The following is a 25404-nucleotide window of genomic DNA, read 5'->3' on the forward strand; positions in this document are numbered from 1 at the left end:
ACCACTCGCCCTGCCCGCGCTCCGGGTCTCCCCTGCTCCACCCGGGCACCGGACGACGGATGGCACGGGGCCCACCAGGTCGACCGACTTCGGAAGCGACCAGGACACCACCCCCGGACTGCCCACCACCACACACTGCCAATCGTCCGGCCGCGGCGCGGGCTCCCCCACCCCTGCCCCGCCCGGGGCCGCCGGGATCCGCGATCGGCGCCACCACCCCCGAGCACCGACCGACCAGCGGCGCGGCGGCAGCCGGGCCGGCCGACAGCGCGAGCGGCGGAGTCGGCACCCGCCGACCGGCGCCACCAGCCGCCTCGCCTCGGCACGGGCCTGCCCCCTGAGCAGCCCGGGCGCCCGGCGCCGGGGCCGACTCGGCAACCCGACCGGCGAGGGCACGGGCCGAGCGGACCGGCCGACCCGGGGAGGCCGCAGGTGAGAGTCGGGGACCAGCGCCACGCCCCCCATGCGGCGGGGGCGGCGGCGAACCCGCCCTCACCCGAAGGCCGGATGCGGGCGGGACGGGAGGACAGCGGGTCGGCCCACCCGGGACGCGGAGCACCGTGTCGGCCCAGGCGGCCGACCGGGGACGGGCGGGCCGGCCAGGGAGGGGGGCGCGGACGCGCTCGCCGGGGCACGGGACAAGGAACGGCGGCCGCGGGACGGCGATGCACAGGCCGGGTTCGACGCGCCGGCCGAGGAGGTGCGGGCCGCGCCGGCCTGGACCGCCGACCGCCCGGAACGGCGGCCCGACGCCCGCCGGCTCGCCCTCGGCCTCGCCGGGCCGGCCTTCGAGAACCAGCCGCTCGGCGAGACCCAGCAGCACCTGGAACAGGCCGCCGCCCTCTCCCACGACTCCCCCGCGACGCCCGCGCCCGACGCCGGGGACCGGCTCGGGGCCGCCCGCGACCCGACCGGGGTCATGCCGACCAAGGCGGCCGACCGCGAGCTCAGGCCCCAGGCCCGCCCGGAGGGTCGGCCGCCCCGGCCGCCCCGGGGGACACAGTCCACATGCCGACCCAGGCCGCAGGACCGGGCAGGTGGGCCGACCCGCGCGGGGCTGACCCAGGCGGCAGGCCGCCGGGTCAGGCGGGCTGGCCGGCGCGGGGGGTGGTGGGGGTGGGATCGGGACGGGAGTGGCGGCCGGTGCCCGGGGCGAGGAGGAGGTCGGGGGCCGGCGCGTAGCGGGCGGCGGGGGCCCGGAGCAGCCAGCCCGGGGGGCGGGTGCCGCGCGGGGCCGGGGTGATCAGGCCCATCCGGTGGAGCAGGTCCAGTGCGTCGCGGCGCAGCGCGGTGCGGTCGGCGAGGTAGTCGCGGCGCCAGCCGGAGGGCAGGCCGTACTCGTCGGCGATGTCGCCGAGCACGCCGTCTATCAGCGCGTCGGGGACCGGCACATCGGTGCCCGCGGTCTCGCCCGGGAGCGGCCGGACCTCCTCGACCAGGCGCTCGACCAGCAGCAGTGCCGCCTGGGCGGCCGTGTCGGCACCGGGCAGGGCGAGGTCGGTGAGTTCCTCGGCCGGGTCGAGCAGGGCGACGCCCTCGGCCCGCAGTTCCGCCTCCAGGCCGAGGAAGTCGGCGAGCGCGGCCGGACCGGTGCGGCCGTGGTCGCGCAGCCAGGCGCGCTGGTCCTCGGGCAGGTCGGCGGCGAGCACGGCCGGGGTCTCGGCGAGGCGGCGGCGGACGGCGGTGCCGGGTTCGGCCTCGGCGGCACGGCGGATGAGGTCGGTGGCGTCGTCGGCGAGCGCGGGCGGGCCGACCGGGACGGCGCGGGCGAGCTCCCGGTCGACCGTCAGCACGGTGGGACCGGCGGCGGCCGGGTCGGCGAGGGCGGCGGCGGGGAGGTCGATGAGCACCTGCCAGTCGGCGAGCACGGCGAACGCCATCGCGAGGTCGGCCCGGTCCGTCGGCGGCGCGGCCGGGGCTGGGCCCGGGTGGACGGCGTCCATCGCGGCGAGCAGGCCGTCGAGCGGGAGGTGTTCGGGGGCGTCGACCAGCAGGGCCAGGGCAAGGGCCAGTTGGGCGTAGCCGCCGGGAGTGAACGGGACGCCGGTGGCGGGGTGTTCGAGGCGCCGGGCGGCGCCGGGGCCGAGTCCGGCCTTGTGCAGCCGGGCGTGCCAGGGGCCGACCACCAGACGGTAGCCGAGCAGGGTGTCGAAGCGTTCGGCGAGCCAGTCGCGGTGACGGCGGATCAGCGGGAAGCCGTCGGCGTGCGGCCCGGAGGCGGTCACCAGCGGGTGGGCGACGAGCAGCCGGGCGGCGATCCGGCGCTCGGCGGCGGTGGTCGCGGCGGAACGATCCTGCGGGACGGTGCCGGTACTCCGGGAGCGCTCGGGCTTGCGGTGGCGGCCGGGCTGGCCCGGCTTGGCGCCCGAGAGCACGACGGGCAGCGCGGCGGCGTCCCGGCGGGCGCGCCGCAGGCCGCCGGTCGGGCGCGGCTCGCGGGCTCGCAGCGGCGTGGGGATGTGCGCGGTGGGGCCGTGCCACCAGCTGACCTCGGTGGTGAGCGGCGCGGCGGCGGCCGGGTCGGCGGCGGGACCGGCGGTCGTGGGTCCGGCGACCGGCCCGGCCGGGGTGCCGAAATGGCGGGCCGGATAGAGGCCGAGGGACGCGGCGCAGAGGTCGTCGGCGGTGCCGGGCTCGGCCTCGGCGAACCAGCGTGCGAGCCGGAGCAGCCCCGGGTCCGGCGAGAGCCCGGCGGCGGAGGAGACGGGGCCGCGGTCCGGCGCGGCGCCCTGCGGGGCGTCAGCTCCGGTGCCGGGGGCCACCCGGGAGCCGTGACCGGGGCCGGATCCGCGTACGACGACGACGGCGTCGGTGGCACCCCGCCCCGCCCCGCCCGTGCGCCCGTCCGACCTGCCACCGGCCGTCCGCGCGGCGCCGGTCGCGTACTCCTGCTGCTCCATGTCGGGGACCAGACTAGACGGTGGGCGCGTCCCTCGCTGGCAGCCGCCCGGCTCCCGACGACATCCGGCCGCCGGGTGGCCGGACCGCGACGGGAGGAGCGCCGGCGGCCGGGCGGGCGCCGGACGGGGGTCCGGCGGGCGACACGTCACCCCGGTTGCGCGGCCGGACCTACGCACCGGTAACAATCTCTTCCACGCCCCCTGCCGGTCGCTCGCGCCGGTCGGCAGGACGGCGCGCCCGGCACGGACGCGCCCGCCCGCACCGCCCGCACCCCGCTGCCCGCCCCACCGCCCGCACCCCCATTGCCCGGAGGACACCGCCGCATGAGCATCCGTACCACCACCCGCGCCGTTCTCGGCGGCCGGCTGCGCTCCGCCGGCGGTCTGCTCACCGGCTACGCCACCACCTCGGCGGCCCACCTGGGGGCGCTGCTGACGGGCACGCCCGCGCTGCGCCACGCCACCAAGCCCGCGCTGATGCCACTGCTCGCCGCACACAGCGTCACCCGGGCCACCGAGGCTGGCCGGCGCCCGCCGAAGCTGCTCGCGCCCGCGCTGCTGCTGAGCGCGGGTGGGGACGTGCTGCTCCAGCTCGGCGACGAGACCGCGTTCCTGGCCGGAATGGGATCCTTCGCGGCGGCGCACGTCTGCTACGTGACGATGTTCGTCGGCCAGGGCGCGCTGACCGACCGGCGGCGCACCGCCGTGGTCGCGGCGGCGTACGCGACGGCGTGGGTGACGATGGTGGGCCGGCTCTGGCCCGATCTCGGGGACCTGCGGATGCCGGTGGCCGGCTACAGCCTGCTGCTCGCCTCGACGGCGGTCGCCTCGGCCGGACTCGGGGCCCGGGGCGGGCTGGGCGGGGCGCTGTTCCTGCTCTCGGACACGCTGATCGCCACCAAGCTGGCGAAGTGGCGGGAGCTGCCGGGACACGATTTCTGGATCATGGCCACGTACCTCCTGGCGCAGTACCTGCTGGCGAGCGGCGCGCTGCGGGCCGCAGAGGAGCGGGAGGCCGGGGAGACCGAGACCGGCGGACCGACGGCGGCCGGGGTGCCGACGGCCACCGGGCCGGGCACCGCACCGGCCTGGGCGTGACGGCGGCCCCACCCCGGCCCGGCCCGCACTCGCACCCGCACCCGCACCCGCACCCGCACCCGCACCCGGGCGAACGCGCGCAGGTGCCGTCGGACCCTCCGTCCGACGGCACCTGCGCGACCTTGTCCCGCCCCGCTTCTACCCCGACCCCTACCTCTACCTCCGCAGAAACGTTCCGTCAGACCGGCCCGGCACCGGCCGACCGTCGCCGCAGCAGCCAGACACCGCCGATCCCGCCCACCATCAGCAGCGCGCCGCCCGCCAGCTCCACGGGGTCGGCCGCCACCGAGCCGCCCAGACCGGTCTTCACCGCACCGTGCGGGGCGACCTGCTGACTGCCGGCACCGGACTGCCCGAGCGAACCCGCCCACTCCCCGGCCGCCTCGCTCCAGCCGCCCAGACCCGAGGGCGCGGAGCCACCGGTGGACACCGAGACCGTGGTCACCGTGACGTTGGTGGTGAAGGCGCCGCCGTCCGGGCAGCTGCCGTCGATCTTGCTCTCACCGCTGTTCTTGCCCGCCAGCCGGGCGGAGCCGGTGTGCTTGCCGTCGGACCCGAGCGTGAGGGTGGCCGGGCCGCCCTCGAACGCGGGCGAGTTGGCGGTGATGGTCTTGGCATTGGGCTTGTCGGACTTCTCGCAGGCGACCGTGACCGTCACGGTCTGGCCCGGTGCGGCCTGGGACGGGCTGACCGAGGCCGCGCCGTCCTTGGCCAGCGCGAGGGGGGCCGTCAGGCCGGTCAGCACCGTCGCGCCGATCAAGGCGGCGGCGGCCGTACGCGTGGGGCGCATACCGGAACCTCCGGGTTCTCTCGGGCGCAGCCGGGGACTCCGAAGTCCACGTGATCGAACAACTACACCCGGTCACTCCCCGACAGTAGGTACACCCTCCGCGCCCGGCCACCGCTCTGGCCCGTTCGGGGGGCCTGTCACCGTCCGTGACCGGCCCGGCCGGAGGACTCTCAGAGGTCCAGGTCGACGACCACCGGGGCGTGGTCCGAGGTGCCCTTGCCCTTGCGCGCCTCGCGGTCGACGTAGCTGTCGGTGACCGCGTCCACGAAGGGCTTGTTGGCGTAGGTGAGGTCGATCCGCATGCCCCGGTTCTTCGGGAAGGCCAGCTGGCGGTAGTCCCAGTAGGTGTAGGGGCGGTCGTACTTGAGCGGGCGGGGCAGCACGTCGTGCAGGCCCGCGGCGTCCAGGGCGGCGAGGGCGGCGCGCTCGGCGGGGGTGACGTGGGTCAGACCCTCGAAGGCGGCCAGGTCGAAGACGTCCTCGTCGGTCGGCGCGATGTTGAAGTCCCCGAGGACGGCGAACGGGCGCTCGCCGGCGGCGTCCTCCAGCGAGGCCACCCGCAGTGCCTCCAGCCACTCCAGCTTGTAGCGGTAGTGGGCGTGGTCGACCTCGCGCCCGTTGGGCACGTAGACCGACCAGACTCGGACCGGGCCGCAGGTGGCGGCGATCGCGCGCGGCTCGACATCGGGCAGCAGGGCGTCGTCGGCGAGGTAGCCGGGCTGCCCGGGCAGATCGCGGACGACGTCGTCGAGACCGATCCGGGAGAGGATCGCCACGCCGTTCCACCGGCCGTTGCCGTGTGCGGCCGTCTCGTAGCCGAGCTCGCGGACGGGCTCGTACGGGAAGGCGTCGGCGGCGCACTTCAGCTCCTGGAGGCAGAGCACGTCCGGCTTGGCGCTCTCCAGCCATTCGAGCAGCTTGGGCAGCCGCGCGGTGACGGAGTTGATGTTCCAGGTGGCGATGCGGACGGTCACGGCGGGCGGCCTTCCCGGTGGTTCGGCACGGACGGGGTGGGCGCCCCGGTCCCCCGGACGACGCCCACCCCGAATCTACCGAACGGCACCGACAAACCGGTCCGGCCTCACGGCTCGGGCCGGACCACCGCCGCCGAGCCGCCGCCGCGGCGCACCGGTTCGGCCGCGGCGACCCAGCGGCCGTCCGGCAGCCGCTCGACGCCGGTCGCCGCCCCGATCTCCGGCGTACTGGCGAACACGTGGCCGAGCGCCTCCAGCCGCGCCCGTTCCGGCAGCGCCAGGAACGCGGGCTCGGCCTGGGTGGCGACCGTGTTGCGCTGGCTGGCGCGCGGCGCGGCGATCGCCTGCTCCAGGCTCAGCCCCCGGTCGAGGCGGCCCAGCAGCACCTGGAGGGTGGTGGTGATGATGGTCGCGCCGCCGGGCGAACCGGCCGCCAGCACGGGCTCGCCGTCGCGCAGCACGATGGTCGGCGAGAGCGAGGAACGCGGCCGCTTGCCCGGGCCGGGCAGGTTGGGGTCGGGCACGCCCGGCACCAGCGGGGTGAAGCTGAAGTCGGTCAGCTCGTTGTTGAGCAGGAAACCCCGGCCGGGGACGGTGATGCCGCTGCCCCCGGTCTGCTCCAGGGTCAGGGTGTAGGACACGACGTTGCCCCAGCGGTCGGCCACGGTGAGGTGGCTGGTGCTCAGGCCCTCGTACGGCTCGGCGGCCGGCGCCGGGCCCGCGCTCGCGCAGGCGGCGGGGTGGCGCGGGTCGCCGGGGGCGATCGGGCTGGTCAGCGCGCGGTCGGGGCTGATCAGGCAGGCCCGGGAGGCCGCGTACCGGGCGGAGAGCAGCTCCTTCACCGGCACGTCGTTGAACGCCGGGTCGCCCACCCAGCGGTTGCGGTCCGCGAACGAGAGCCGCGACGCCTCCAGGAAGTGGTGGTAGTACTGCGTCGCGTCGTAGTCGGCGACCTCGCCGTCCTCCAGGATGCCGAGCGCCTCGCCGACGGTGGTGCCGCCGGAGCTGGACGGGGCGATCGAGTAGAGGTCGTAGTCCCGGTAGGCGACGTGGGTGGGCTGCTGGCGGCGCACCCGGTAGTCGGCCAGGTCCTGGGCGTCCACCTTGCCGGGACGGGCGACCCGGCCGGACGCCGGGTCCACCGGCGGGTGCTGGACGGCGCGGACGATGTCCTCGCCGATGGCGCCCCGGTAGAGCGCCTCGGTGCCCTCCTGGCCGAGCTGCCGGTACGTCGCGGCGAGGTCGGGATTGCGGAAGGTGGAACCGACCGCGGGGAGCGCGCCGCCGGGCAGGAAGAGCCGGGCGGTGTCGGGAAAGTCCTTGAACCGGGCCTGGTTCAGCGCGGTCTGGTCCTGGAAGGTCTGGTCGACGGTGAAGCCCCGCTCGGCGATCCGCCGGGCGGGGTCGAGCGCCTCCGCGAAGCTGCGCCGGCCCCAGAGCCCGACGGCGGTCTCCCAGGTGGCCGAGGAACCGGGCACACCGACGGACAGGCCGCTGGTGACGGCGTCGGCGAAGGGCAGCGGCTGACCGTTCTCCAGGAACAGCGAGGAGTCGGCGGTCCGGGAGGCGGTCTCCCGGCCGTCGATGGTGTGCACCCGGCCGGTGGCGTGGTCGTAGTAGACGAAGTACCCACCGCCGCCGATCCCGGCCGAGTACGGCTCGGTGACCCCGAGCGCCGCCGCCACCGCGACCGCCGCGTCCACGGCGTTGCCGCCCTTGCGCAGCACCTCGATCCCGGCCGCCGTGGCATCGGCGTCCACACTGGCGACCGCCCCGCCCCGGCCGACCGCCTCGGGCACCTTGGCCGGGGGCGCCGCGGCCCCGACCGGTCCGGCGGCGACGGTGCAGACCAGGGCCGTGGCGAGCAGCAACGGCGGTGCGATTCGTGCCAGCGCTCTCATCCGGGGTCCTCCAGATTGTCCGAGTTGACGTCAACTCCGTTGTTTCACAGGAGCCATGACCGCGACAACAGCGCCTCGGCGCTACCAACGGGTAGTTGACACGAGGCAATTCCCCCGGCCGGACGATCGGGCGCCGGAGCGCACAGCGACGGCGTACCGCACCGGCCGTCGCCTCGGCCCGACCCGCCCCGGGACCACGACCCTCCCGCTCCGGGGACGGTTCCGACCGAGGGCGGCACGAACCCGCGGCGAGGGCGGATCGCCCCCGCGCATGCGGGGATGGTACGACGCCGTTCAGGCGCGGTACGGTGGCATTGGCTCCACCGGCACATACCAGGCGAGGAGGTTCCTTGAGCGCCCAGCCTCATCACTACTCCAGCGAACCCCCCGGCATCCGACGGACGCCCGACGGGATCGCCGCCGCGCTGACCCCGGCGCGCCGGATGCAGTTCCGGGCGGAACTGGGCCGGATCTCCAACGGCGCCGCGTTCGAGCGCCTGCTGGACATCTGGGTCTGCCGAGCCCGCCTGGACCAGCGCCCCGATCGGGCGGAGCGGGTCCGCGCGGCCCGTGCCGGTACACTACGGACCGTCGCATGGGACGAGATCCAGCGCGGGCGGGACGCCAAGGGGGCTTAGTGGAACGGGAGTTCGACCCCGAGGAGCTCTGGCGGGTCGAAGCTTCCCTGGAGGTCGGGGAGCTCATCCTCAATGCCCCTCCCGACCTGTACCAGGCGTTTCTGGGCCTCCACCTACGGCTGAACCGTGACCCGTGGCACCCCGACAGCGTGGCGATCAACGGCGACGACCTCCACCGTGACATCCCGCTCGAGGGCTTCGCCGTCGTCGTCGAGTACGTCATCGTGCCCGAACCGCCCCGGCACCGCCATGTCCTTCTCCTCGCCGCCGAGTGGCATCACGTCCAGGACGACCCGCCGGGCGCCTACGGCACCTTCTTCTGACCTGCGGGCCGGGATCCGGACCGGGACGAGCCTCGGCGGGGGAGGCCGGCCGAGCCTGGCCTCCCCCGCCATGAGGCGTCCCGCTACGGCACCGCGCGTTCCACGCGGCGGCGCTTGATGGTGCGGAAGCGGCGGGCGACCTGGCGGGCGAGGTCGGCGGCGCCGACGAGGCCGGCCTCGTTGCCGAGGGCGGCGTGGACGATGGTCGACTCGGGGCGGAAGCCGCGGCCGGTGAGGGTGCGGCGGAAGGTGTCGCGGGCCGGGGTGAGGAGGAGGTCGCCGGCCTCGGAGACGCCGCCGCCGATGACGAACCGGCCCGGGTCGAGGGCCGCCGCCAGGTTGGCGATGCCGACGCCGAGCCAGGTGCCCACGTCGTAGAGCAGTTCGGTGGCGGTCGGGTCGCCGGCCCGGGCGGCCTCGGTGACCAGCGGGCCGGTGATGCCCTCGACGGCGCCGCCGGCCCGGGCCAGCAGGGCCTGGACCACCGGGGACTCCTCGGCGACCAGCTCGCGGGCGTCCCGCACCAGCGCGTTGCCGGAGGAGTACTGCTCCCAGCAGCCCCGGTTGCCGCACGGGCAGCGGTGGCCGCCGGGCACCACCTGCATGTGCCCGAACTCGCCGGCCAGCCCGTACTTGCCCCGGTCCACGTATCCGTCGCGGACGACGGCGCCGCCGATGCCGGTGCCCAGGGTGAGCATCACCATGTGCTCCTCGCCCCGGCCGGCGCCGAAGCGCCACTCGGCCCAGGCGGCGGCGTTGGCGTCGTTCTCGACGATGACCGGGAAGCGCAGCCGGGAGCTGAGCGCGTCCCGGAGCGGTTCGCCGCGCCAGTTGAGGTGCGGGGCGAAGAGCACGGTGGAGCGTTCGGCGTCGACCCAGCCGGCCGCGCCGATGCCGACCGCGTGGACGTCGTGCCGGTCGGCGAGCTCCAGCACCAGTTCGACGATGACGTCCTCGACCACCTTGGCGCTCTTGGACTTGTCGGGCGTGTCGGTGCGCAGCTTCTCCAGGACCTTGCCCTCGCCGTCGACCACGCCCGCGACCACCTTGGTGCCGCCGATGTCGACGCCGATGGTCGGCAGCCGGAGCAGGCCGGCCGGCAGGGCCCGGCGGCGGCGCTCGGCGCGCGGCCCGAGACCGAGCAGGGTGGGCAGGACCGGCGGACGGTTGCCGCCGTGGGGGCTGGTCACGGCTGGGGACGCTCCTCGGCAGGATCGACGGGGTGAGGACCGGCGGGGTGAGCGGGGTCGGCGGGAGCGGCCGAGGGGCCGGTCCCGGGCGTGGGCCGGCCCAGCTCGTGCGAGAGCTCGGCCAGGTCGGAACCGCCCGCCATCTCGGTGGTGAGCTGCTCCAGACCGATCTCCGCCCGCGCGTGGCTGCCCGCCACGCGGCCGCGCTTCAGCAGGGTGAAGTGGTCGCCGACCAGGTAGGCGTGGTGCGGGTTGTGGGTGATCAGGACGACGCCGAGGCCGGCGTCCCGGGCGGCGGTGACGTACTTGAGCACCACCCCGGACTGCTTGACGCCGAGCGCGGCGGTCGGCTCGTCCAGGACGAGCACCTTGGCGCCGAAGTGGACGGCGCGGGCGATGGCCACGCACTGGCGCTGGCCGCCGGACAGGGTGCCGATCGGGCGGTCCACGTCGGGCAGGTCGATGCCCATGTCCGCGAGCGCCCGGCGGGTGGTGGCCCGCATGCCGTCGGCGTCGATCCGCAGGCCGCCCCAGCGCTTGTGGCCCTGTTCGGAACCGAGGAAGAAGTTCCGCCAGACGGGCATCAGCGGGACGACGGCGAGGTCCTGGTAGACGGTGGCGATGCCCAGGTCCAGGGCCTGGCGCGGGGAGTCGAGCCGGACCTCCTCGCCGCCGACGGTGAAGGTGCCCTCGTCGTGCCGGTGCAGCCCGGCGATGATCTTGATCAGGGTGGACTTGCCGGCGCCGTTGTCGCCGAGCACGCAGCTGATCTCGCCGGACCGCAGGGTCAGCGAGACGTCCTCCAGGGCGCGCACGGTGCCGTAGGTCTTCCCGACCCCGGTGAGGGAGAGCAGTTCGGTCATCGGGGCCCCCGTTCGGCGCGGCGCTTGACCCAGGAGTTCAGCAGGGCGGCGAGCAACAGCATCCCGCCGAGGAAGAACTTGAACCAGTCGGGGTTCCACTGGGCGTAGATGATGCCCTTGCTGACCATGCCGAAGATCAGCGCGCCCAGCGCGGAGCCGACCACCGAGCCGTAGCCGCCGGTGATCAGGCAGCCGCCGATGACGGCCGCGACGATGTAGATGAGCTCGTTGCCGACGCCCTCGCCGGACTGCACCGTGTCGAAGGAGAACAGCAGGTGCTGGCCCAGCACCCAGGCGCCGAAGCCGACGAACAGGTAGAGCACGGTCTTCGTCCGGCCGACCGGGACACCGACCGCCCGGGCCGCGGCGGCGTCGCCGCCGACCGCGAAGACCCAGTTGCCGAAGCGGGTGCGCAGCAGCACCCAGCTGCCGGCCAGCAGCAGGCCGAGCCACCACCAGACGGTCGCCTTGACCGTCAGCCCGCCGACGGTCACCTCGGACGCGAACAGCCAGCGGCAGGAGGCGAAGCCCTCCATGTCGGAGATCGGCTTGGTGGAGACCGTGCCGGAGACCAGCTTGGTGACGCCGAGGTTGGCGCCGGTCAGCATCAGGAAGGTGCCGAGGGTGACGATGAAGCTCGGCAGCTTGGTGCGCGAGAGCATCCAGCCGTTGAACAGGCCGACCGCCAGCGTGACGGCCAGCGAGACCAGCACGCCGACCCAGGTCACCGCGGTGAGCTGGTAGGAGACCATCGACGAGGTCAGCGCGGCGGTGGTGACCAGGACACCGGCGGACAGGTCGAATTCGCCGCCGATCATCAGCAGCGAGACCGGTACCGCCATGATCCCGATGGTGGAGGCCGCGTACAGCACGGTGCCGAGCGAGGAGACCCGCAGGAAGGGCTCGGCGACGGCGGCGAAGACCAGGAAGACCGCGACGGCGGCGATCAGCGCGCCGAGCTCGGGCCGGCCGGCCAGGCGGCGCAGCGCGGCCGGGCGCTCGCGGTCCTGGACGAGGAGGTCCGGGGAACTCACCTGGTCCCCCTCGCCACGTACTCGGCGAGGGCGTCCGCATCGTCCTTGGTCAGGATCTGCGGGCCGGTGGCGACCGGCTTTCCGCCGCCGAGCATGTCCAGGTTGGAGCGGTAGAGCCAGAGCAGGTCGACGCCCTCGTAGCCCTGGAGGTACGGCTGCTGGTCGACCGCGAAGCCGACGGTGCCGGCCTTGAGGCCGGACACCACCTGCGTGCCCAGGTCGAAGGTGTCCAGCTCGACCGGGCGGCGGGCGTCCTGGATCGCCTGGAGGCCGGTGGCGGCCATCGGGCCGGAGAGGGTGAGCACGGTGTCGATCGCCGGGTCCGCCTGGAGCTTGGCGGAGACCGCCGCGCGGGCGTCGGGCATGTTGACGCCGTCGACGTACAGCACCTGGAAGGCGCCGCCGGCGGTGCCCCGGGCGCCGCCGCAGCGCTGCTCCTGGCCGACGTTGCCCTGCTCGTGGATGACGCAGAGGACGTTCTTGCGGCCGCGGGCGGCCAGCTCGGTGCCGGCCGCCTGGCCGGCGGTGCTCTCGTCCTGGCCGATGTGGGTCAGCGCGCCGAAGCGGGCGGAGAACTCCTGGCCGGAGTTGATCGTGATGACCGGGATGCCGGCGGCCTCGGCCTTGCCGAGCACCTCGGCCATCGCGTCGCCCTTGGCGAGGGTGACCAGCAGGCCGTCGACCTTCTGGTCGATCGCGGCCTGGACGAGCTGGACCTGGTTCTGGGTCTGCGCGTCGTTGGAGTACAGGAACGTGATGTTGTCCTTGGCGGCGGCCTGCTCGGCGCCCTTGCGCACGGTGTCCCAGAAGGCGTCGCCCGCCCCGGCGTGGGTCACCATGGCGACCTTCCAGCGCGGGGTGGTGACGGCGCTGCCGCCGGTGGCGGCGGCCTTGGCCCGGGCCTCCTCGGCGCGTCTGCCTCCGGTGCTGCTGCAGCCGGCGACGGCGACCGTCAGGGCCAGGACGGCCAGCGCCGCGGCGACGGGCCGGAGCCGGCGGGTGGGAATCGTGCGGGTTGTGCTCATCCCCATAGTCTCGCCTCCCGGCGGACGGGCGTTCGCACCGCCTCGCCCGGCGGGCCGATCCGTCCGGACGGTATCGTGCCCTGCGGGGGGATTCCTGGGAGTCCGCTGGACGCGAGGTCCGGGCAGGGTCTGCCAGGGTGGCAGACTGGGGCGGACCCGAAAAGGGAACTTCACGGAAACGTGATGTTCCTCTCAGGTTCCGCACAGATTCGGACGGCAACCGATCCCCGTTACGGGCCGTCTGATGCCATGAGGTGGCGTTCCGGGCGAGTGGGGCCCGGGCGGCTTCGAACCCGGATACGAGAAACATTCATGCAACTGACAGGTACGCCGTTCTTCGTCTGCACGGTCGTTCTCGTGCCGATCTCCATCGCCGTGGCGATGTGGGCCTGGGCCCGGGTCAAGGGGCCCGAGCCCGTGCGCGTCCTGTCCAGGCTCGCCATGATCGTCTTCTGCCAGGCCACCGCGGTGGTCATGGTCTTCGTGATGGTCAACAACGCCAACCTGATCTACGGCAACTGGGACGACCTGCTCGGGACCGGCAAGCACGTGCGCGCGGTGCCGGTCGTGCCGCCGGCCGACCCGGCCGCGGGGACCGGCCAGGGCGCCTCCCCGGCCCCGGGCGCCGCCCCGGCGGGCGACGCGGCGCACCCTCCGGCCAACAAGGTCCAGCAGGCGTTCCGCGGCGTCGACGACCCGAAGGTGCCGAACGACGTCCAGAAGACCGACCTCAAGGGCCAGCTGTCGGGCGTCGACGGCGAGGTGCTGGTCTGGCTGCCGCCGCAGTACAACGACCCCGCGTACAAGGACAAGAAGTTCCCGGTGGTCGAGCTGATCCCCGGCTTCCCGGGCTCCTCCTCCACCTGGTACGGCACGCTGAAGGTCTCCGAGCAGCTCAAGCCGCTGATGCAGCAGGGCAAGGTCGCCCCGTTCATCCTGGTCTCGCCGCGCACCCTGCTGCTGGGCAACCGCACCGACGCCGGCTGCACCGACGTACCGGGCAAGGTCAACGCGGACACCTGGCTCACCCGGGACGTCCCGCAGATGATCCTGGACAACTTCCGGGCCGACCCCTCCGCCGACCGCTGGGCGGTCGCCGGCTACTCGGCCGGCGCCCACTGCGCCACCAAGCTGTCGCTGGCCCACCCCAACCGCTACCGGGCCGGCGTCAGCCTCTCCGGCTACAACGACCCGGCGAAGGAGCCGGACTCGCTGGTCGGCAAGGACGCGAAGCTGCGCGAGGCCAACAACCCGGTCACCATCGTGAAGGCCGCGCCCCAGCCGCCGAAGGTCTCGCTCTACGTCTCCGGCAACAAGGGCGACGGCTACGAGGACGGCCAGGCCATCGCCGGTGCCGCCAAGGCGCCGACCACCGTCCAGGTGGTCGAGACCACCGGCCCGCACTCCAGCGATGTGTGGAAGGACATGGTGCCGGGCGTCTTCGAGTGGCTGACCGGCATCATCCCGGCCCACTGACGCGCGCACCGCGAACGGCGGCCCCGGAGCACGGTGCTCCGGGGCCGCCGTTCCGTTCCGTGCTCTTCCGTTCCGTGCTCTTCCGTTCCGTGCTCTTCCGTTCCGTGCTGTTCCGCGCACTCCGTGCCGTTCTGCGCCGCGAGCGCCTCAGGCGAGTTCGAGGGCCAGGTAGAAATCCACCCGGTCCTCCAGCCGGGACAGGTCACGGCCGGTCAACTCCTCGATGCGGCCGATCCGGTACCGCAGGGTGTTGACGTGGACGTGCAGCTGCGCGGCGCACCTGGTCCACGAGCCGTCCGAACGCAGGAACGCCTCCAGCGTGCGGACCAGGTCCGCCTGGTGCTCGATGTCGTAGGCGATCACGGTGTCCAGCAGCCTGCTGCGGAAGGCCCGGCGCACCTCGTCCGGGACGGCCGCGAGCAGCAGCACGTGCGAGGCCAGCTCCTCCGGGCCGGCCACGCAGACCCGGCCGACCCTGGCGGCGGCGATCCGGCGGGCGTGCCGGGCCTCCTCCAGCGCGCCGCGCAGTCCGACCGCCTCCTTCGCGGGGGCCGAGACACCGAGGGTGATCCGGCCCTCCGAACCGAGCCCGGCCTCCAGCGGGGCGAGCAGGTCGCGCAGGGTGTCGGCGGGCACCGGGCTGTCCAGCGCCGGCAGCACCACCACCGCCCCGGCCCCGGCCCCGGCGACCAGCGCCCGGTCACTGGTACCGCCCAGGGCCTCCTCCAGGATCGCCCGCACCGCGCCCTCGGGCAGACCGGTGCCCTCGGCGCTGAGCACCAGCCAGGAGCCCTCCGCCGCCTGCGGCTTCGGCTCGCGGCTCTCGTAGCGGGCGGCCATCGCCGAGGACGCGTACAGGGTGCGGCTGATCTCGGCCGGGTCCGCGTCGCGCTGCAGCAGGGTGAGCACCTCGTCGGCGAGGCGGCGGCGCAGCCGGCGACCCTCGTCCCGGCGCTGGCGTTCGGCCGCGACCAGCCGGGCCAGGTTCTCGGCGAGCTGCTGGCGCTTGCCGGTCCACTCGGTGACGTCGCCGGCGACCGCGAGCACCCAGTCGGCGAGCGGCGACTCGGCCTCGGGCGTGGCCGAGGCGGGCAGCAGCGAGTAGGCGCCGGCCGCGAGGCGGGCCCGGTGCGGGGGGCGGCGGCGCTGGCGCTGGGCGGCGAGGTGGGCGCGGACCAGCTGGTCGCGGTCGGCGGGCGGGAGCCGGTCGGCGGGGCCGGCGATCACCGAGCCGGTCGGGGTGAGCACCCAGCAGTCGAGGTCGAGGTCGCCGCCGAGCAGGTCGAGCACGGCGTCCAGACCGCCGCCGCCGGCCGCCGAGACCAGCTGCCGGTGCCGGTCGACCAGGGCCGCCAGGTCGGCGGCCCGGTCGGCGGAGACCTGGCGGCCGACGAACTCGGTGACGGTGCCGAAGGCGATGTCGTCGGGAACGGCCAGCAGTGGCATCCGGTGCCGGCGGCACGCCTCGACGAGGTCCTCGGGGACGGGGCCGACCTCGGCCTCGCCGGCCGCCAGGGCGACCGCGCCACCGGCCACGATGGTGCGCACGAAGCGCTCCGAGTCGGCCGGGGCGGTGCGCCACAGCATGCCGGTGAGGACCAGCTCGCCGCCGTGCAGATAGCGCCCCGGGTCGTGCAGGTCGGTCGTCATCACACCGCTGACCTGCCGGTCCAGCTCCTCCTCGGCCGCGAGCAGACGCAGGCGCGGGGCGCCGGGGGCGAGCAGGTCACGGACACGCATCCGGAGGCTCCTAACGGGCTGGCGGTGGGGGTGGGACGGCCCGAGGGCGCGGTCCGGGGTGACAGTGTGCCCGAACATCCGTGCTCGGCGTTACGTCCCAACGGGTGCCCGGCGCCGTGGGTCGTGGCTCGGGAATCACGGCCGGATTACGGTCGTAGGTGCGGCCCGGCCGACGGCTGGGCTGCGGGATCGTCCTTCTTAGAGGAACGTACAGGATGCCGGGCGGGACCACAGCCGGGGCTTCATGCCATCGGTGACTGCCAGTGGCCCCCGTCACAGCGGTTCACTGGCCACACGCCGCCGGACACACCCCGGTGACCGGAATCCGACGCGGAGGCGACGACGCGGAGGTCCCGGTCCGAACAGCGGACCCCGGGCGACCGGGCCGGGCACTGTGCCCACCCGTCCGGACGGCAACGACTTGAGGAGACACCCGCATGGAGTTCCTTCGGCCCGCCACCTGGGACGAGGCGCTCGCGGCGAAGGCCGAACACCCGACCGCGCTGCCCATCTCGGGCGGTACGGACGTCATGGTCGAGATGAACTTCGACGTGCACCGGCCACCCGCGATTCTCGACCTGAACCGCGTCACCGAGCTCACCGAGTGGTCGAACGACGGCGAGGTGGTCCGACTCGGCGCAGCCGTCCCCTACAGCCGGATCATCGACGAGCTGTCCGGCCCGCTGCCCGGCCTCGCGCTGGCCGCCCACACCGTCGGATCCCCGCAGATCCGCAACCGGGGCGGCGTCGGCGGCAACCTGGGGGCGGCCTCGCCGGCCGGTGACTCCCACCCGGCGCTGCTGGCGGCCGGGCGCGACGTCCTGGTCGAGGCGGCATCGGTCCGCGGCACCCGGCTGATCCCGATCGACGACTTCTACGTCGGGGTGAAGCGCAACTGCCTGGAGCCGGACGAGCTGATCCGCGCCGTCCGGATCCCGGTCGCGGACGGCCCGCAGCAGTTCTCCAAGATCGGCACCCGCAACGCGATGGTGATCGCGGTCTGCGCGTTCGGCTTCGCGCTGCACCCGCGCAGCGGCACCGTCGGCACCGGCATCGGCTCGGCCGCCCCCACCCCGCGCCGCGCCGTCGAGGCCGAGGAGTACCTGCGGGAGGTGCTCGCCGAACGCGGGCTGTGGGAGAGCGGCGAGCTGCTGGGCGCCGAGGTGGTCCAGCGGTTCGGCGAGCTGGTCAAGGCCGCCGCCTCCCCGATCGACGACGTCCGGGGCACCGCCGACTACCGGCGGCACGCGCTCGCCGTGATGGCGCGGCGCACGCTCACCTGGACCTGGAACGACTACCGCAAGCAGATCAGGAGCGCGGCATGAGGGTCACGTTCACCGCCAACGGCAGGCCGGTCGAGGCCGACGACGTGTGGGAGGGCGAGAGCCTGCTCTACGTCCTGCGCGAACGCGTCGGTCTGCCCGGTTCGAAGAACGCCTGCGAGCAGGGCGAGTGCGGTTCCTGCACCGTCTACCTGGACGGGGTGCCGGTCTGTTCCTGTCTGGTCGCGGCCGGCCAGGTGCAGGACCGCGAGGTGCGCACGGTCGAGGGGCTCGGCGACGAGGACGGCGGGCTGGGCCTGGTCCAGCAGGCGTTCGTGGACGCGGGCGCCGTGCAGTGCGGCTTCTGCACCCCCGGCCTGCTGGTGCAGACCGACGCGCTGCTGGAGCAGGACGCCCAGCCGTCGGACGCGGACATCCGCGAGGCCCTGTCGGGCAACCTGTGCCGGTGCACCGGCTACGAGAAGATCATGGACGCGGTGCGGCTGGCTTCCGCCCGCAAGTGCGCCGGCCACGCCGGCGGGGCGGTGACGGAATGAACGCGCGGACGAGCGACCGGGGCGGGGCCCCCGAAGACACCGGAAGCGGGGCCGTGAACGGGGCCCGCAGCAGCACCCGGACCATCCAGGGCCAGAAGAACCTCCAGGACATCCGGCAGTCCAGCAAGGACGGCATCGGCGGCTCGCCGCTGCGCCCGGACGGCACCCTGAAGGTGCGCGGCGAGTTCGCGTACTCCTCCGACCTGTGGCACGAGGACATGCTCTGGGGCATGGCGCTGCGCTCGCCGCACCCCCGGGCGAACATCCTCTCCGTGGACACCTCCGAGGCGCTCGCCGTGCCCGGCGTGTACGCGGTGCTCACCCACGAGGACATCCCCGGCGCCAAGTACTACGGCCTGGAGATCGCCGACCAGCCGGCCCTCGCGATCGACAGGATCCGCTACCACGGCGAGTCGATCGCCCTGGTCGCCGCCGACCATCCGGAGACAGCCCGGCGCGCGGTGAAGAAGATCAAGGTCGAGTACGAGGTGCTCACCCCGATCGTCACCGAGGAGCAGTGCCTCGACCCGGAGACCCACGGCTACGTCCACGAGCCGCACGAGTACAAGTCGCACGCGTACGGCAACATCTGCCACGAGCAGCGGCTGGTCTCCGGCCTCGGCGTGACCGACGAGGTGCGGGCCCTGGCGGACGTCGTGGTCAGCGGCACCTACGAGGTCGGCATGCAGGACCAGGCGTTCCTGGGCCCGGAGTCCGGTCTGGCGGTGCCGGCCGAGGACGGCGGCATCGACCTCTACATCGCCACCCAGTGGCTGCACGTGGACCGCCAGCAGATCGCGCCGGTGCTCGGACTGCCGGAGGAGAAGGTCCGGCTCACCCTGGCCGGCGTCGGCGGGGCCTTCGGCGGCCGCGAGGACCTCTCGATGCAGATCCACGCCTGCCTGCTGGCCCAGCGCACCAACAAGCCGGTCAAGATCGTCTACGCCCGGGACGAGTCCTTCTTCGGCCATGTGCACCGCCACCCGGCGAAGATGTACTACGAGCACGGCGCCACCAGGGACGGCAGGCTGGTCTACGCCGACGCCCGGATCGTGCTGGACGGCGGCGCGTACGCCTCCGCCTCGCCCGCCGTGGTCGGCAACGCGGCCTCGCTCGGCCACGGCCCCTACGTGATCCCGAACGTGCGGATGCACGCCATCGCGCTGTACAGCAACAACCCGTCCTGCGGGGCGATGCGCGGCTTCGGCGCGGTGCAGGCGGCGTTCGGCTACGAGACCCAGATGGACCGGCTGGCCGCCGAACTCGGCATGGACCCGGTCGAGTTGCGCCAGCTCAACGCCATGCAGCAGGGCGACCTGATGCCCACCGGCCAGGAGATCGACTCGCCCGCGCCGGTCGCCGAACTGCTGCGCCGGGTCAAGGACATGCCGCTGCCGCCGCCGCTCGACACCGACGACCTGGACGTGCGGCTGCTGCCCGGCGCGCTGTCCAACACCTCGCACGGCGAAGGCATCGTGCGCGGCGTCGGCTACTCGGTCGGCATCAAGAACGTCGGCTTCTCCGAGGGTTTCGACGACTACTCCACCGCCCGGGTGCGGCTGGAGGTGATCGGCGGCGAGCCGGTCGCCCTGGTGCACACCGCGATGGCCGAGGTCGGCCAGGGCGGTGTCACCGTGCACGCCCAGATCGCGCGGACCGAGCTGGGCGTCGAGCAGGTGACCATCCACCCGGCCAACACCGAGGTCGGCTCGGCCGGTTCGACCTCCGCCTCGCGCCAGACCTACATGACGGGCGGCGCGGTCAAGCTGGCCGCCGAGGCGGTCAAGCGCGAGCTGATCGAGAAGGGCCGGCGCCGCTACGGCTGGACCCAGCAGGACCTCACCCTGGCCGGCGGCAAGGTCGTCTCCGAGTCGGCCGGCGCGCTGGTCTCCATGGTCGACCTGCTCGGCGACGACGCGATCGACCTCACCCGCGAGCACCACCACCGTCCGACCGTCCCGTTCGACAAGGAGACCGGCCAGGGCTTCGGCCACGTCCAGTACACCTTCTGCGCCAACCGCGCGGTGGTCGACGTGGACGTCGAACTCGGCCTGGTCAAGGTGGTCGAGCTGACCGCCGTCCAGGACGTCGGCAAGGCGCTCAACCCGCTGTCGGTGGTGGGCCAGATCCAGGGCGGCTGCACCCAGGCGCTCGGGCTCGCGGTGATGGAGGAGATCATCGTCCGGGACGGCAAGGTGCGCAACGCCTCCTTCACCGACTACCTCATCCCCACCATCCTGGACACCCCGCCGATCCCGGTGGAGATCCTCGAACTCCCCGATCCGCACGCCCCGTACGGGCTGCGCGGGGTGGGCGAGGCGCCGACCGTCTCGGCGACGCCGTCCATCGTGGCCGCCATCCGCAACGCCACCGGCCTGGCGCTGCGCCGGATCCCGGTCCGGCCCGAGCACCTCACCACCGAGCGGCCCGGGGAGCTGTAACCGGCTTCCGCACCCCCACGACTCCCCGGGGCGGCGACCGGTCTTCCCCGCCGCCCCGGGGCCGAGCACGGCCCGTACCACCCGTACCGTCCGTGCCGTCCGCACCACGTGTACGACCTGCGTGATCCGCACGAACCGCACGACCTGCACGGAAGCACTTGGCATCACCACAGCACCGCCACCGCACCAGGACCGCCGCCCGCCCACGCCGGGGCCCGGCAGCGGCCCGTCCCACCCGTGCAACGTGAGTCGAATCGTCCCCCTGTGCCACGCCTTCGTCGCCTGGCTGCCAGGTCGGCTCGCCCACCCCAACCCCCTTTGACACTTGGGAGTGGACATGACCAGGATCCCCACGGAGCCCGGCACCACTGCAGACAGACCCACCGAGGCCGACGAGGCCACCGGGAACGACGCCCCCACGTCGCCCCCGGCCGCGCCCAGGAACGCCCTGGACGCCTACTTCAAGATCTCCGCCCGCGGATCGACCCTCGCCAACGAACTCCGGGGTGGTCTCACCACCTTCATGGCGATGGCCTACATCATCCTGCTCAACCCGCTGATCCTCAGCGGCGCCGACGTCACCGGTGTCAAGCTGGACCACGCGGCCCTCACCACCGCCACCGCGCTCGCCGCGGCCGTCACCACGATCCTGATGGGCGTGGTCGGCAACGTGCCGCTGGCCCTCGCGGCCGGCCTCTCCGTCTCCGGCGCCGTCTCGGCCCTGGTGGTACCGCACACCACCTGGCCGCAGGCGATGGGCCTGTGCGTCATCTACGGCCTGCTGATCGTGCTGCTGGTGGTCTCCGGCCTGCGCGAGAAGATCATGAACGGCATACCCCTGCCGCTCAAGCACGCCATCACCATCGGCATCGGCCTGTTCGTCACCGTGATCGGCCTCTTCAAGGCCGGCGTCATGCACACCGGCGGTCCCACCCCGCTCTCGCTCGGCCCGGCCGGCGAACTCGCCGGCTGGCCGGTCCTGATCTTCTGCCTCACCCTGCTCGCGATCTTCGTGCTGATGGCCCGCAATGTGCGCGGCGCGATCCTCATCGGCATCGCCGGCGGCACCGTGGTCGCGATCGTCGTCAACAAGCTCGCCGACGTGCCCGCCGAAGCCTGGCGCAACTCCGCGCCGGTCTGGCCCGGTTCGCCGGTCGCCGCACCCGACTTCAGCCTGTTCGGCGACGTCGACCTGTTCGGCGCCTTCGGTGGCCAGGGCCTGGGCGCGATCAGCGCCTCGGTCGCGGTCTTCACCCTCGTCCTGGCCGGCTTCTTCGACGCGATGGCCACCATCATCGGCGTCGGCACCGAGGCCGGACTCGCCGACAAGCGCGGCCGGATGCCCGGCCTGTCCAAGGCCCTGTTCATCGACGGCGCCGGCGGCGCGGTCGGCGGCCTGGCCGGCGCCTCCGGGCAGACCGTGTTCGTCGAGTCCGCGACCGGCGTCGGCGACGGCGCCCGCACCGGACTCGCCTCCACCGTCACCGGCGCGATGTTCGCCCTGATGCTGTTCTTCTCGCCGCTGGCCGCCATCGTGCCGGTCGAGGTGGCCTCGGCGGCGCTCGTCGTCATCGGCTCGATGATGATGAGTCAGGCCCGCCACATCGACTGGTCCGACCGCGAGGTGGCCATCCCGGCCTTCCTCACCTGCACCCTGATGCCGTTCACCTACAGCATCACCGCCGGGGTCGCGGCCGGCGTGATCTCCTACACGGTGATCAAGGCCGGCCGGGGCCGGTGGCGCGAGCCCGGGGCGCTGATGTGGATCCTCACCGGCGTGTTCGTCGTGTACTTCGCGCTCGGCCCGGTCAAGTCCTGGCTCGGCGTGCACTGACCGGCGCGGCCCGACCGGCCCGCACTGACCGGCGCGGCCCGACCGGCCCGCACTGACCGGTGCGGCCCGTCCGGCCGAGCCCGCTCCCGAAGTGCCCGCCGCCGTACGGGATCGTTCTCCCGTACGGCGGCGGGGCCGCCACTTCTCGACCTCCTCGTCGGCCTCGACCGACCTGTCCGACCCGACCGCCCCCTCAGCCTCCGATTGACTACCCTCGAAAGCGCAAAGGAGCTTCCGTCATGCAGGACATCGCCGAGCAGCTGCTGGCCTGGCACACGTCCGGCCGCTCCTTCGCCGTGGCCACCGTCGTCGGGGTCACCGGCAGCGCTCCGCGCGACCCGGGCGCCGCGCTCGCCGTCGACGCGGACGGCGAGGCCGTCGGCAGCGTCTCCGGCGGCTGCGTCGAGGGCGCCGTCTACGAGCTGTGCCGGGCCGCGATCGAGTCCGGCGAACCGGTCCTGGAGCGGTTCGGCTACAGCGACGAGGACGCCTTCGCCGTCGGCCTGACCTGCGGCGGAGTCCTGGACGTCTTCGTCCAGCCGGTACGCCCCGGGGCCGACCCGGCCCTCGACACCGGTCTCGCGCTGATCGCCGACGGCACCCCCGTGGCCCTCGCCCGGGTCGTCGCCGGACCGGCCGGGCTGCTCGGCGCCACCGTCGCCGTCACCGCCGACGCCCACCACGGCCGGCTCTCCCCCGCACCCTCCGTGGCCGCCCCGCTGGAGCGGTCGGTCGTCGCCGAGGCCCGGGCCATGCTCGACGCCGGCCGCACCGGCCGGCTCGTCCTCGGCCTGGACGGACGCCCCTGCGACGAGCACGGGCACGGCACCGTCACCCTCTTCGTGGAGTCGTACGTGCCCGCGCCGCGGATGCTGGTGTTCGGGGCGATCGACTTCGCCGCCGCCGTGGTGCGGATCGGCAAGTTCCTCGGCTACGACGTCACCGTCTGCGACGCCCGGCCCGTCTTCGCCACCGAACGGCGCTTCCCCGAGGCCGACCGGGTGGTCGTCGACTGGCCGCACCGCTACCTGGACACCCAGCTGGACCGGCTGGACGGCCGGAGCGTGCTCTGCGTGCTCACCCACGACGCCAAGTTCGACCTCCCGCTGCTGGAGCGCGCGCTGCGGCTGCCGGTCGGCTACGTCGGCGCGATGGGCTCGCGCCGCACCCACCGCGAGCGCGAGGCCGGACTGCGCGAGGCCGGACTCACCGAGGCCGAGATCGGGCGGCTGCGCTCCCCCATCGGCCTCGACCTCGGCGCCCGCACCCCCGAGGAGACGGCCGTCTCCGTCGCCGCCGAGATCGTCGCCCACCGGCGCGGCGGCAGCTGCCTCCCGCTGAGCGCCGGCACCGGGCCGATCCACCACGATCCGGCCCGGGACCCGGGCGGGGCCGACGCCGACGACACCCGGGAGACCCCGGCCCGCCTGGACCGCAAGCCGCACGCCGCCTGACGACTCCGCCGGGGCGGTCAGCGCACCACGTTGTACGCCTCGCAGATCATCGGCGCGCCGCCCGCCATCCCCAGCTCACGGAGGATCGGCAGCAGCACCGCCGCGAAGTGCTCGAACGCCTCCCGGGACTCCCAGACCTCGGTCACGTGCCAGCCCGCGTCGTCCGGCAGCGGGCCGGCCGCGTGCGTCAGCAGGCCGCGCACCGGCCAGTCCTCGGGCCGGTTCAGCCCTGACCCGCCGGTCAGCCGGTCCACCGACTCCTCGTACTGCTCCCGGCTGACCCCGGGAAGGTCGAACACCACGATGACCGCCATCGGGAGACTCCTGTCCTGCGCTGCCCGCGGGTCCTGCGCCGCCGCGCTCCGGGGCAGCGTCCGATCACCACCCGGCCGCCTCCCAGTGCAGCCCGCGGACCGCCCCGACGGCCACCCGGTACCGCCGACCGGGTGAATTGCGGGCCCCACGGGACCGGAGGACGCTGGAACCGAGGACTCGTCCGGGCCCTCGCCCGCGCCCGGGAAGGGGCACCGCCATGCGCGCCCTGCTGGAGATCGAACTCGACACCCGGACGGCCAACCAGGCCGTCACCGACGGCGCCATGATGACGAGGTTCAACCAGATCATGGCCGACCTGAGGCCCGAGGCCGCCTACGCCTTCCCGCGCAACGGCCGGCGCTGCCAGATCGTGGTCGTCGACGTCGCCGACGAGGCCGCCGTGGTCGCGATCTGCGAGCCGTTCTGGCTGGAGTTCAACGCCCACATCGACATGCACATCTGCATGAACGCGGACGACCTCCGCGAGGGCCTCGGCCGCGTGGGGCGCTCGGCGGGCTGAGCGACCCGAAGGGTCCGAGCGGCCCTTCCGGGCTGGTCGGACCGGTCGGACGGGTCGGAGGTCCGGACCGGTCGGAGAGCTAGTCGGAGACCGCCAGCTTCACGCCGAAGCCGACCACGGCCAGGCCCGTCACCCGGTCCATCGCCCGGCGCGTGGCCGGACGGCGCAGCCAGCCGCGCAGCGCCTGCGCGAAGCCCACCAGCACCGTCGACCAGAGCAGGCCCTCGACCACGTGCACGCAGGTCAGCGCCACCCCGGCGGCGAAGTGCGGGGCCCCCGCGGGGATGAACTGCGGCAGCACCGCCACGTAGAAGACGCCCACCTTGGGGTTGAGCAGATTGGTCAGCGCACCGCGCCGCCAGCCCGAGGCCAGGCCGCCCGCCCGGGCGCCCGCCGCGGCCGGTCCGTCCTCGGGCTCCGCGTGCGCGCGGGAGCGGAGCATCCCCACGCCCATCCACACCAGGTACGCGGCCCCCGCCCAGCGGAGTACCTCGTAGCCCAGTCGCGAGGCGGTGAGCAGCGCCGTCACACCGGCCGAGGTGAGCGCCCCCCAGAGCAGCGTGCCGGTCTGGATGCCGAGCACCACGCCCCACGCCTGCCGCCGGTCGCCGAGCGCCGAGGTGCGGAGGATCAGGGCGGTGTCCAGCCCGGGGGTGAGCGTCAGCAGGCCCACGACGAGGGCGAAGGACCACAGGGCGGTCGTCATCTCCATGGCCCACGATCCTAGGGCGCCGCCCGCGAGGAGGTGCGGGCCCGTGCCACCCGGCGGCCGGGGGGGCGGGGCCGCACCGGGCGTCACGCCGGGCGGCGCACCCGCTCGGCCACCCGGCGGCCCTCCTGCTCGGTCGGGTCGAACTCCACCCGCTGGCCCTCGACCAGCGTCCGGTCGCCGCCGTCCGCCGCCACGATCGAGTCGTAGTACACGTAGAGCGCCGGTCCGTCGTCGTCGGGGGTGATCAGGCCGTACCCATGGTCGGCCTGGTAGGACTGCACTGTGCCGGTGGCCATCGGGGTCTCCTCGGGTCCGTGGTCGGCCCGCGGGCCGCGACCTTCCCCCTCGCCATCCATG

Annotated in this window: 22 protein-coding genes; 10 read left to right on the forward strand and 12 right to left on the reverse strand. The window is 74.3% G+C overall.

All coding sequences use genetic code 11. The features are described 5' to 3' along the window. Window positions 1-1082 precede the first annotated feature (1082 nt). Window positions 1083-2900: a DUF2398 family protein gene (locus tag ACIQ9P_RS18005; RefSeq protein ID WP_402356287.1), complete on the reverse strand. Its 1818-nt coding sequence runs from the start codon at window positions 2898-2900 to the stop codon at window positions 1083-1085. 324 nt (window positions 2901-3224) lie between these two features. Between ACIQ9P_RS18005 and ACIQ9P_RS18010 the strand changes: the two genes are divergently transcribed. Further along, window positions 3225-3998 carry a lysoplasmalogenase gene (locus ACIQ9P_RS18010; RefSeq protein WP_402356290.1) on the forward strand — a complete coding sequence of 258 codons (774 nt, stop codon included), beginning with the start codon at window positions 3225-3227 and terminating at the stop codon, window positions 3996-3998. A 178-nt stretch (window positions 3999-4176) separates the two neighbouring features. On the opposite strand, the gene ACIQ9P_RS18015 is transcribed toward ACIQ9P_RS18010, so the two are convergent. The 3 genes from ACIQ9P_RS18015 to ggt all read right to left on the reverse strand — a co-directional run bounded on the left by ACIQ9P_RS18015 (window position 4177) and on the right by ggt (window position 7663). After that, window positions 4177-4788, reverse strand: a complete 612-nt coding sequence (locus ACIQ9P_RS18015; protein WP_402356293.1) for a hypothetical protein — start codon at window positions 4786-4788, stop codon at window positions 4177-4179. A 170-nt stretch (window positions 4789-4958) separates the two neighbouring features. Continuing rightward, window positions 4959-5762, reverse strand: a complete 804-nt coding sequence (locus tag ACIQ9P_RS18020; RefSeq protein ID WP_375963594.1) for an exodeoxyribonuclease III — start codon at window positions 5760-5762, stop codon at window positions 4959-4961. A gap of 107 nt (window positions 5763-5869) precedes the next feature. Continuing rightward, window positions 5870-7663: a gamma-glutamyltransferase gene (gene ggt / locus ACIQ9P_RS18025; RefSeq protein ID WP_402356297.1), complete on the reverse strand. Its 1794-nt coding sequence runs from the start codon at window positions 7661-7663 to the stop codon at window positions 5870-5872. Window positions 7664-8013: 350 nt separating this feature from the next. Between ggt and ACIQ9P_RS18030 the strand changes: the two genes are divergently transcribed. Together ACIQ9P_RS18030 and ACIQ9P_RS18035 are read left to right on the forward strand one after the other, a co-directional pair. Then, on the forward strand, window positions 8014-8301 hold the full coding sequence (locus ACIQ9P_RS18030; RefSeq protein ID WP_402356300.1) for a hypothetical protein: 288 nt from the start codon (window positions 8014-8016) through the stop codon (window positions 8299-8301). Then, the gene (locus ACIQ9P_RS18035) at window positions 8301-8624 is read left to right on the forward strand and encodes a hypothetical protein (RefSeq protein ID WP_402356303.1); all 324 of its coding nucleotides are present in this window, start codon (window positions 8301-8303) and stop codon (window positions 8622-8624) included. The genes ACIQ9P_RS18030 and ACIQ9P_RS18035 overlap by 1 nt, the downstream gene beginning before the upstream one ends. Before the next feature lie 83 nt (window positions 8625-8707). On the opposite strand, the gene ACIQ9P_RS18040 is transcribed toward ACIQ9P_RS18035, so the two are convergent. From ACIQ9P_RS18040 to ACIQ9P_RS18055, 4 genes are read right to left on the reverse strand one after another with little or no spacing between them, the layout of a single operon-like run. After that, window positions 8708-9814, reverse strand: a complete 1107-nt coding sequence (locus tag ACIQ9P_RS18040) for an ROK family glucokinase (RefSeq protein ID WP_402356306.1) — start codon at window positions 9812-9814, stop codon at window positions 8708-8710. Beyond that, window positions 9811-10677 (reverse strand): ATP-binding cassette domain-containing protein, encoded by an 867-nt coding sequence (locus ACIQ9P_RS18045; protein WP_402356309.1) that lies wholly within the window; start codon window positions 10675-10677, stop codon window positions 9811-9813. Before ACIQ9P_RS18045 ends, ACIQ9P_RS18040 begins: the two co-directional genes overlap by 4 nt. Next, window positions 10674-11711, reverse strand: a complete 1038-nt coding sequence (locus ACIQ9P_RS18050; protein ID WP_402356312.1) for an ABC transporter permease — start codon at window positions 11709-11711, stop codon at window positions 10674-10676. Before ACIQ9P_RS18050 ends, ACIQ9P_RS18045 begins: the two co-directional genes overlap by 4 nt. Further along, entirely contained in the window at window positions 11708-12736 is a 1029-nt protein-coding gene (locus tag ACIQ9P_RS18055) for a substrate-binding domain-containing protein (RefSeq protein ID WP_402356315.1), read from the reverse strand. Before ACIQ9P_RS18055 ends, ACIQ9P_RS18050 begins: the two co-directional genes overlap by 4 nt. A 312-nt stretch (window positions 12737-13048) precedes the next feature. Here ACIQ9P_RS18055 and ACIQ9P_RS18060 point away from each other — a divergent pair, with 312 nt between their 5' ends. Continuing rightward, complete coding sequence (locus ACIQ9P_RS18060) at window positions 13049-14212, forward strand: alpha/beta hydrolase (protein ID WP_402356318.1); 1164 nt, start codon at window positions 13049-13051, stop codon at window positions 14210-14212. Window positions 14213-14359: 147 nt separating this feature from the next. On the opposite strand, the gene ACIQ9P_RS18065 is transcribed toward ACIQ9P_RS18060, so the two are convergent. Further along, on the reverse strand, window positions 14360-15952 hold the full coding sequence (locus ACIQ9P_RS18065) for a PucR family transcriptional regulator (RefSeq protein WP_402356321.1): 1593 nt from the start codon (window positions 15950-15952) through the stop codon (window positions 14360-14362). A 437-nt stretch (window positions 15953-16389) separates the two neighbouring features. On the opposite strand from ACIQ9P_RS18065, the gene ACIQ9P_RS18070 reads away from it, so the two are divergent. From ACIQ9P_RS18070 to ACIQ9P_RS18090, 5 genes are all read left to right on the forward strand, one after another. Next, complete coding sequence (locus ACIQ9P_RS18070; RefSeq protein ID WP_402356324.1) at window positions 16390-17277, forward strand: FAD binding domain-containing protein; 888 nt, start codon at window positions 16390-16392, stop codon at window positions 17275-17277. After that, entirely contained in the window at window positions 17274-17771 is a 498-nt protein-coding gene (locus ACIQ9P_RS18075; RefSeq protein ID WP_402356327.1) for a (2Fe-2S)-binding protein, read from the forward strand. Before ACIQ9P_RS18070 ends, ACIQ9P_RS18075 begins: the two co-directional genes overlap by 4 nt. Beyond that, window positions 17768-20212 (forward strand): xanthine dehydrogenase subunit D, encoded by a 2445-nt coding sequence (gene pucD / locus ACIQ9P_RS18080; protein ID WP_402356330.1) that lies wholly within the window; start codon window positions 17768-17770, stop codon window positions 20210-20212. The genes ACIQ9P_RS18075 and pucD overlap by 4 nt, the downstream gene beginning before the upstream one ends. A gap of 337 nt (window positions 20213-20549) precedes the next feature. Further along, window positions 20550-22046 (forward strand): NCS2 family permease, encoded by a 1497-nt coding sequence (locus ACIQ9P_RS18085; RefSeq protein ID WP_402356333.1) that lies wholly within the window; start codon window positions 20550-20552, stop codon window positions 22044-22046. A 239-nt stretch (window positions 22047-22285) separates the two neighbouring features. After that, a complete protein-coding gene (locus tag ACIQ9P_RS18090; RefSeq protein ID WP_402356336.1) occupies window positions 22286-23500 on the forward strand; it encodes an XdhC family protein in 1215 nt (404 codons plus the stop codon). Between the two features lie 17 nt (window positions 23501-23517). On the opposite strand, the gene ACIQ9P_RS18095 is transcribed toward ACIQ9P_RS18090, so the two are convergent. Continuing rightward, the gene (locus ACIQ9P_RS18095; RefSeq protein ID WP_402356339.1) at window positions 23518-23814 is read right to left on the reverse strand and encodes a hypothetical protein; all 297 of its coding nucleotides are present in this window, start codon (window positions 23812-23814) and stop codon (window positions 23518-23520) included. A gap of 218 nt (window positions 23815-24032) precedes the next feature. Here ACIQ9P_RS18095 and ACIQ9P_RS18100 point away from each other — a divergent pair, with 218 nt between their 5' ends. Next, window positions 24033-24335 carry a hypothetical protein gene (locus ACIQ9P_RS18100; RefSeq protein WP_402356341.1) on the forward strand — a complete coding sequence of 101 codons (303 nt, stop codon included), beginning with the start codon at window positions 24033-24035 and terminating at the stop codon, window positions 24333-24335. Window positions 24336-24414: 79 nt separating this feature from the next. On the opposite strand, the gene ACIQ9P_RS18105 is transcribed toward ACIQ9P_RS18100, so the two are convergent. Both ACIQ9P_RS18105 and ACIQ9P_RS18110 read right to left on the reverse strand, forming a co-directional pair. Continuing rightward, the gene (locus tag ACIQ9P_RS18105) at window positions 24415-25047 is read right to left on the reverse strand and encodes a LysE family translocator (protein ID WP_402356344.1); all 633 of its coding nucleotides are present in this window, start codon (window positions 25045-25047) and stop codon (window positions 24415-24417) included. An 83-nt stretch (window positions 25048-25130) separates the two neighbouring features. Then, window positions 25131-25343: a cold-shock protein gene (locus ACIQ9P_RS18110; RefSeq protein ID WP_402356347.1), complete on the reverse strand. Its 213-nt coding sequence runs from the start codon at window positions 25341-25343 to the stop codon at window positions 25131-25133. Window positions 25344-25404 lie beyond the last annotated feature (61 nt).

Source organism: Kitasatospora sp. NPDC094019 (assembly GCF_044764505.1).
Taxonomy (GTDB): domain Bacteria; phylum Actinomycetota; class Actinomycetes; order Streptomycetales; family Streptomycetaceae; genus Kitasatospora.

What these genes read in the sequence shown, in the direction of transcription:
- ACIQ9P_RS18005 (WP_402356287.1), bottom strand. Translation starts at nt 2,900, where the DNA reads ATGGAGCAGCAGGAGTACGCGACCGGCGCCGCGCGGACGGCCGGTGGC.
- ACIQ9P_RS18010 (WP_402356290.1), top strand. Translation starts at nt 3,225, where the DNA reads ATGAGCATCCGTACCACCACCCGCGCCGTTCTCGGCGGCCGGCTGCGC.
- ACIQ9P_RS18015 (WP_402356293.1), bottom strand. Translation starts at nt 4,788, where the DNA reads ATGCGCCCCACGCGTACGGCCGCCGCCGCCTTGATCGGCGCGACGGTG.
- ggt (WP_402356297.1), bottom strand. Translation starts at nt 7,663, where the DNA reads ATGAGAGCGCTGGCACGAATCGCACCGCCGTTGCTGCTCGCCACGGCC.
- ACIQ9P_RS18045 (WP_402356309.1), bottom strand. Translation starts at nt 10,677, where the DNA reads ATGACCGAACTGCTCTCCCTCACCGGGGTCGGGAAGACCTACGGCACC.
- ACIQ9P_RS18055 (WP_402356315.1), bottom strand. Translation starts at nt 12,736, where the DNA reads ATGAGCACAACCCGCACGATTCCCACCCGCCGGCTCCGGCCCGTCGCC.
- ACIQ9P_RS18060 (WP_402356318.1), top strand. Translation starts at nt 13,049, where the DNA reads ATGCAACTGACAGGTACGCCGTTCTTCGTCTGCACGGTCGTTCTCGTG.
- ACIQ9P_RS18065 (WP_402356321.1), bottom strand. Translation starts at nt 15,952, where the DNA reads ATGCGTGTCCGTGACCTGCTCGCCCCCGGCGCCCCGCGCCTGCGTCTG.
- ACIQ9P_RS18070 (WP_402356324.1), top strand. Translation starts at nt 16,390, where the DNA reads ATGGAGTTCCTTCGGCCCGCCACCTGGGACGAGGCGCTCGCGGCGAAG.
- ACIQ9P_RS18075 (WP_402356327.1), top strand. Translation starts at nt 17,274, where the DNA reads ATGAGGGTCACGTTCACCGCCAACGGCAGGCCGGTCGAGGCCGACGAC.
- pucD (WP_402356330.1), top strand. Translation starts at nt 17,768, where the DNA reads ATGAACGCGCGGACGAGCGACCGGGGCGGGGCCCCCGAAGACACCGGA.
- ACIQ9P_RS18085 (WP_402356333.1), top strand. Translation starts at nt 20,550, where the DNA reads ATGACCAGGATCCCCACGGAGCCCGGCACCACTGCAGACAGACCCACC.
- ACIQ9P_RS18090 (WP_402356336.1), top strand. Translation starts at nt 22,286, where the DNA reads ATGCAGGACATCGCCGAGCAGCTGCTGGCCTGGCACACGTCCGGCCGC.
- ACIQ9P_RS18095 (WP_402356339.1), bottom strand. Translation starts at nt 23,814, where the DNA reads ATGGCGGTCATCGTGGTGTTCGACCTTCCCGGGGTCAGCCGGGAGCAG.
- ACIQ9P_RS18100 (WP_402356341.1), top strand. Translation starts at nt 24,033, where the DNA reads ATGCGCGCCCTGCTGGAGATCGAACTCGACACCCGGACGGCCAACCAG.
- ACIQ9P_RS18105 (WP_402356344.1), bottom strand. Translation starts at nt 25,047, where the DNA reads ATGGAGATGACGACCGCCCTGTGGTCCTTCGCCCTCGTCGTGGGCCTG.
- ACIQ9P_RS18110 (WP_402356347.1), bottom strand. Translation starts at nt 25,343, where the DNA reads ATGGCCACCGGCACAGTGCAGTCCTACCAGGCCGACCATGGGTACGGC.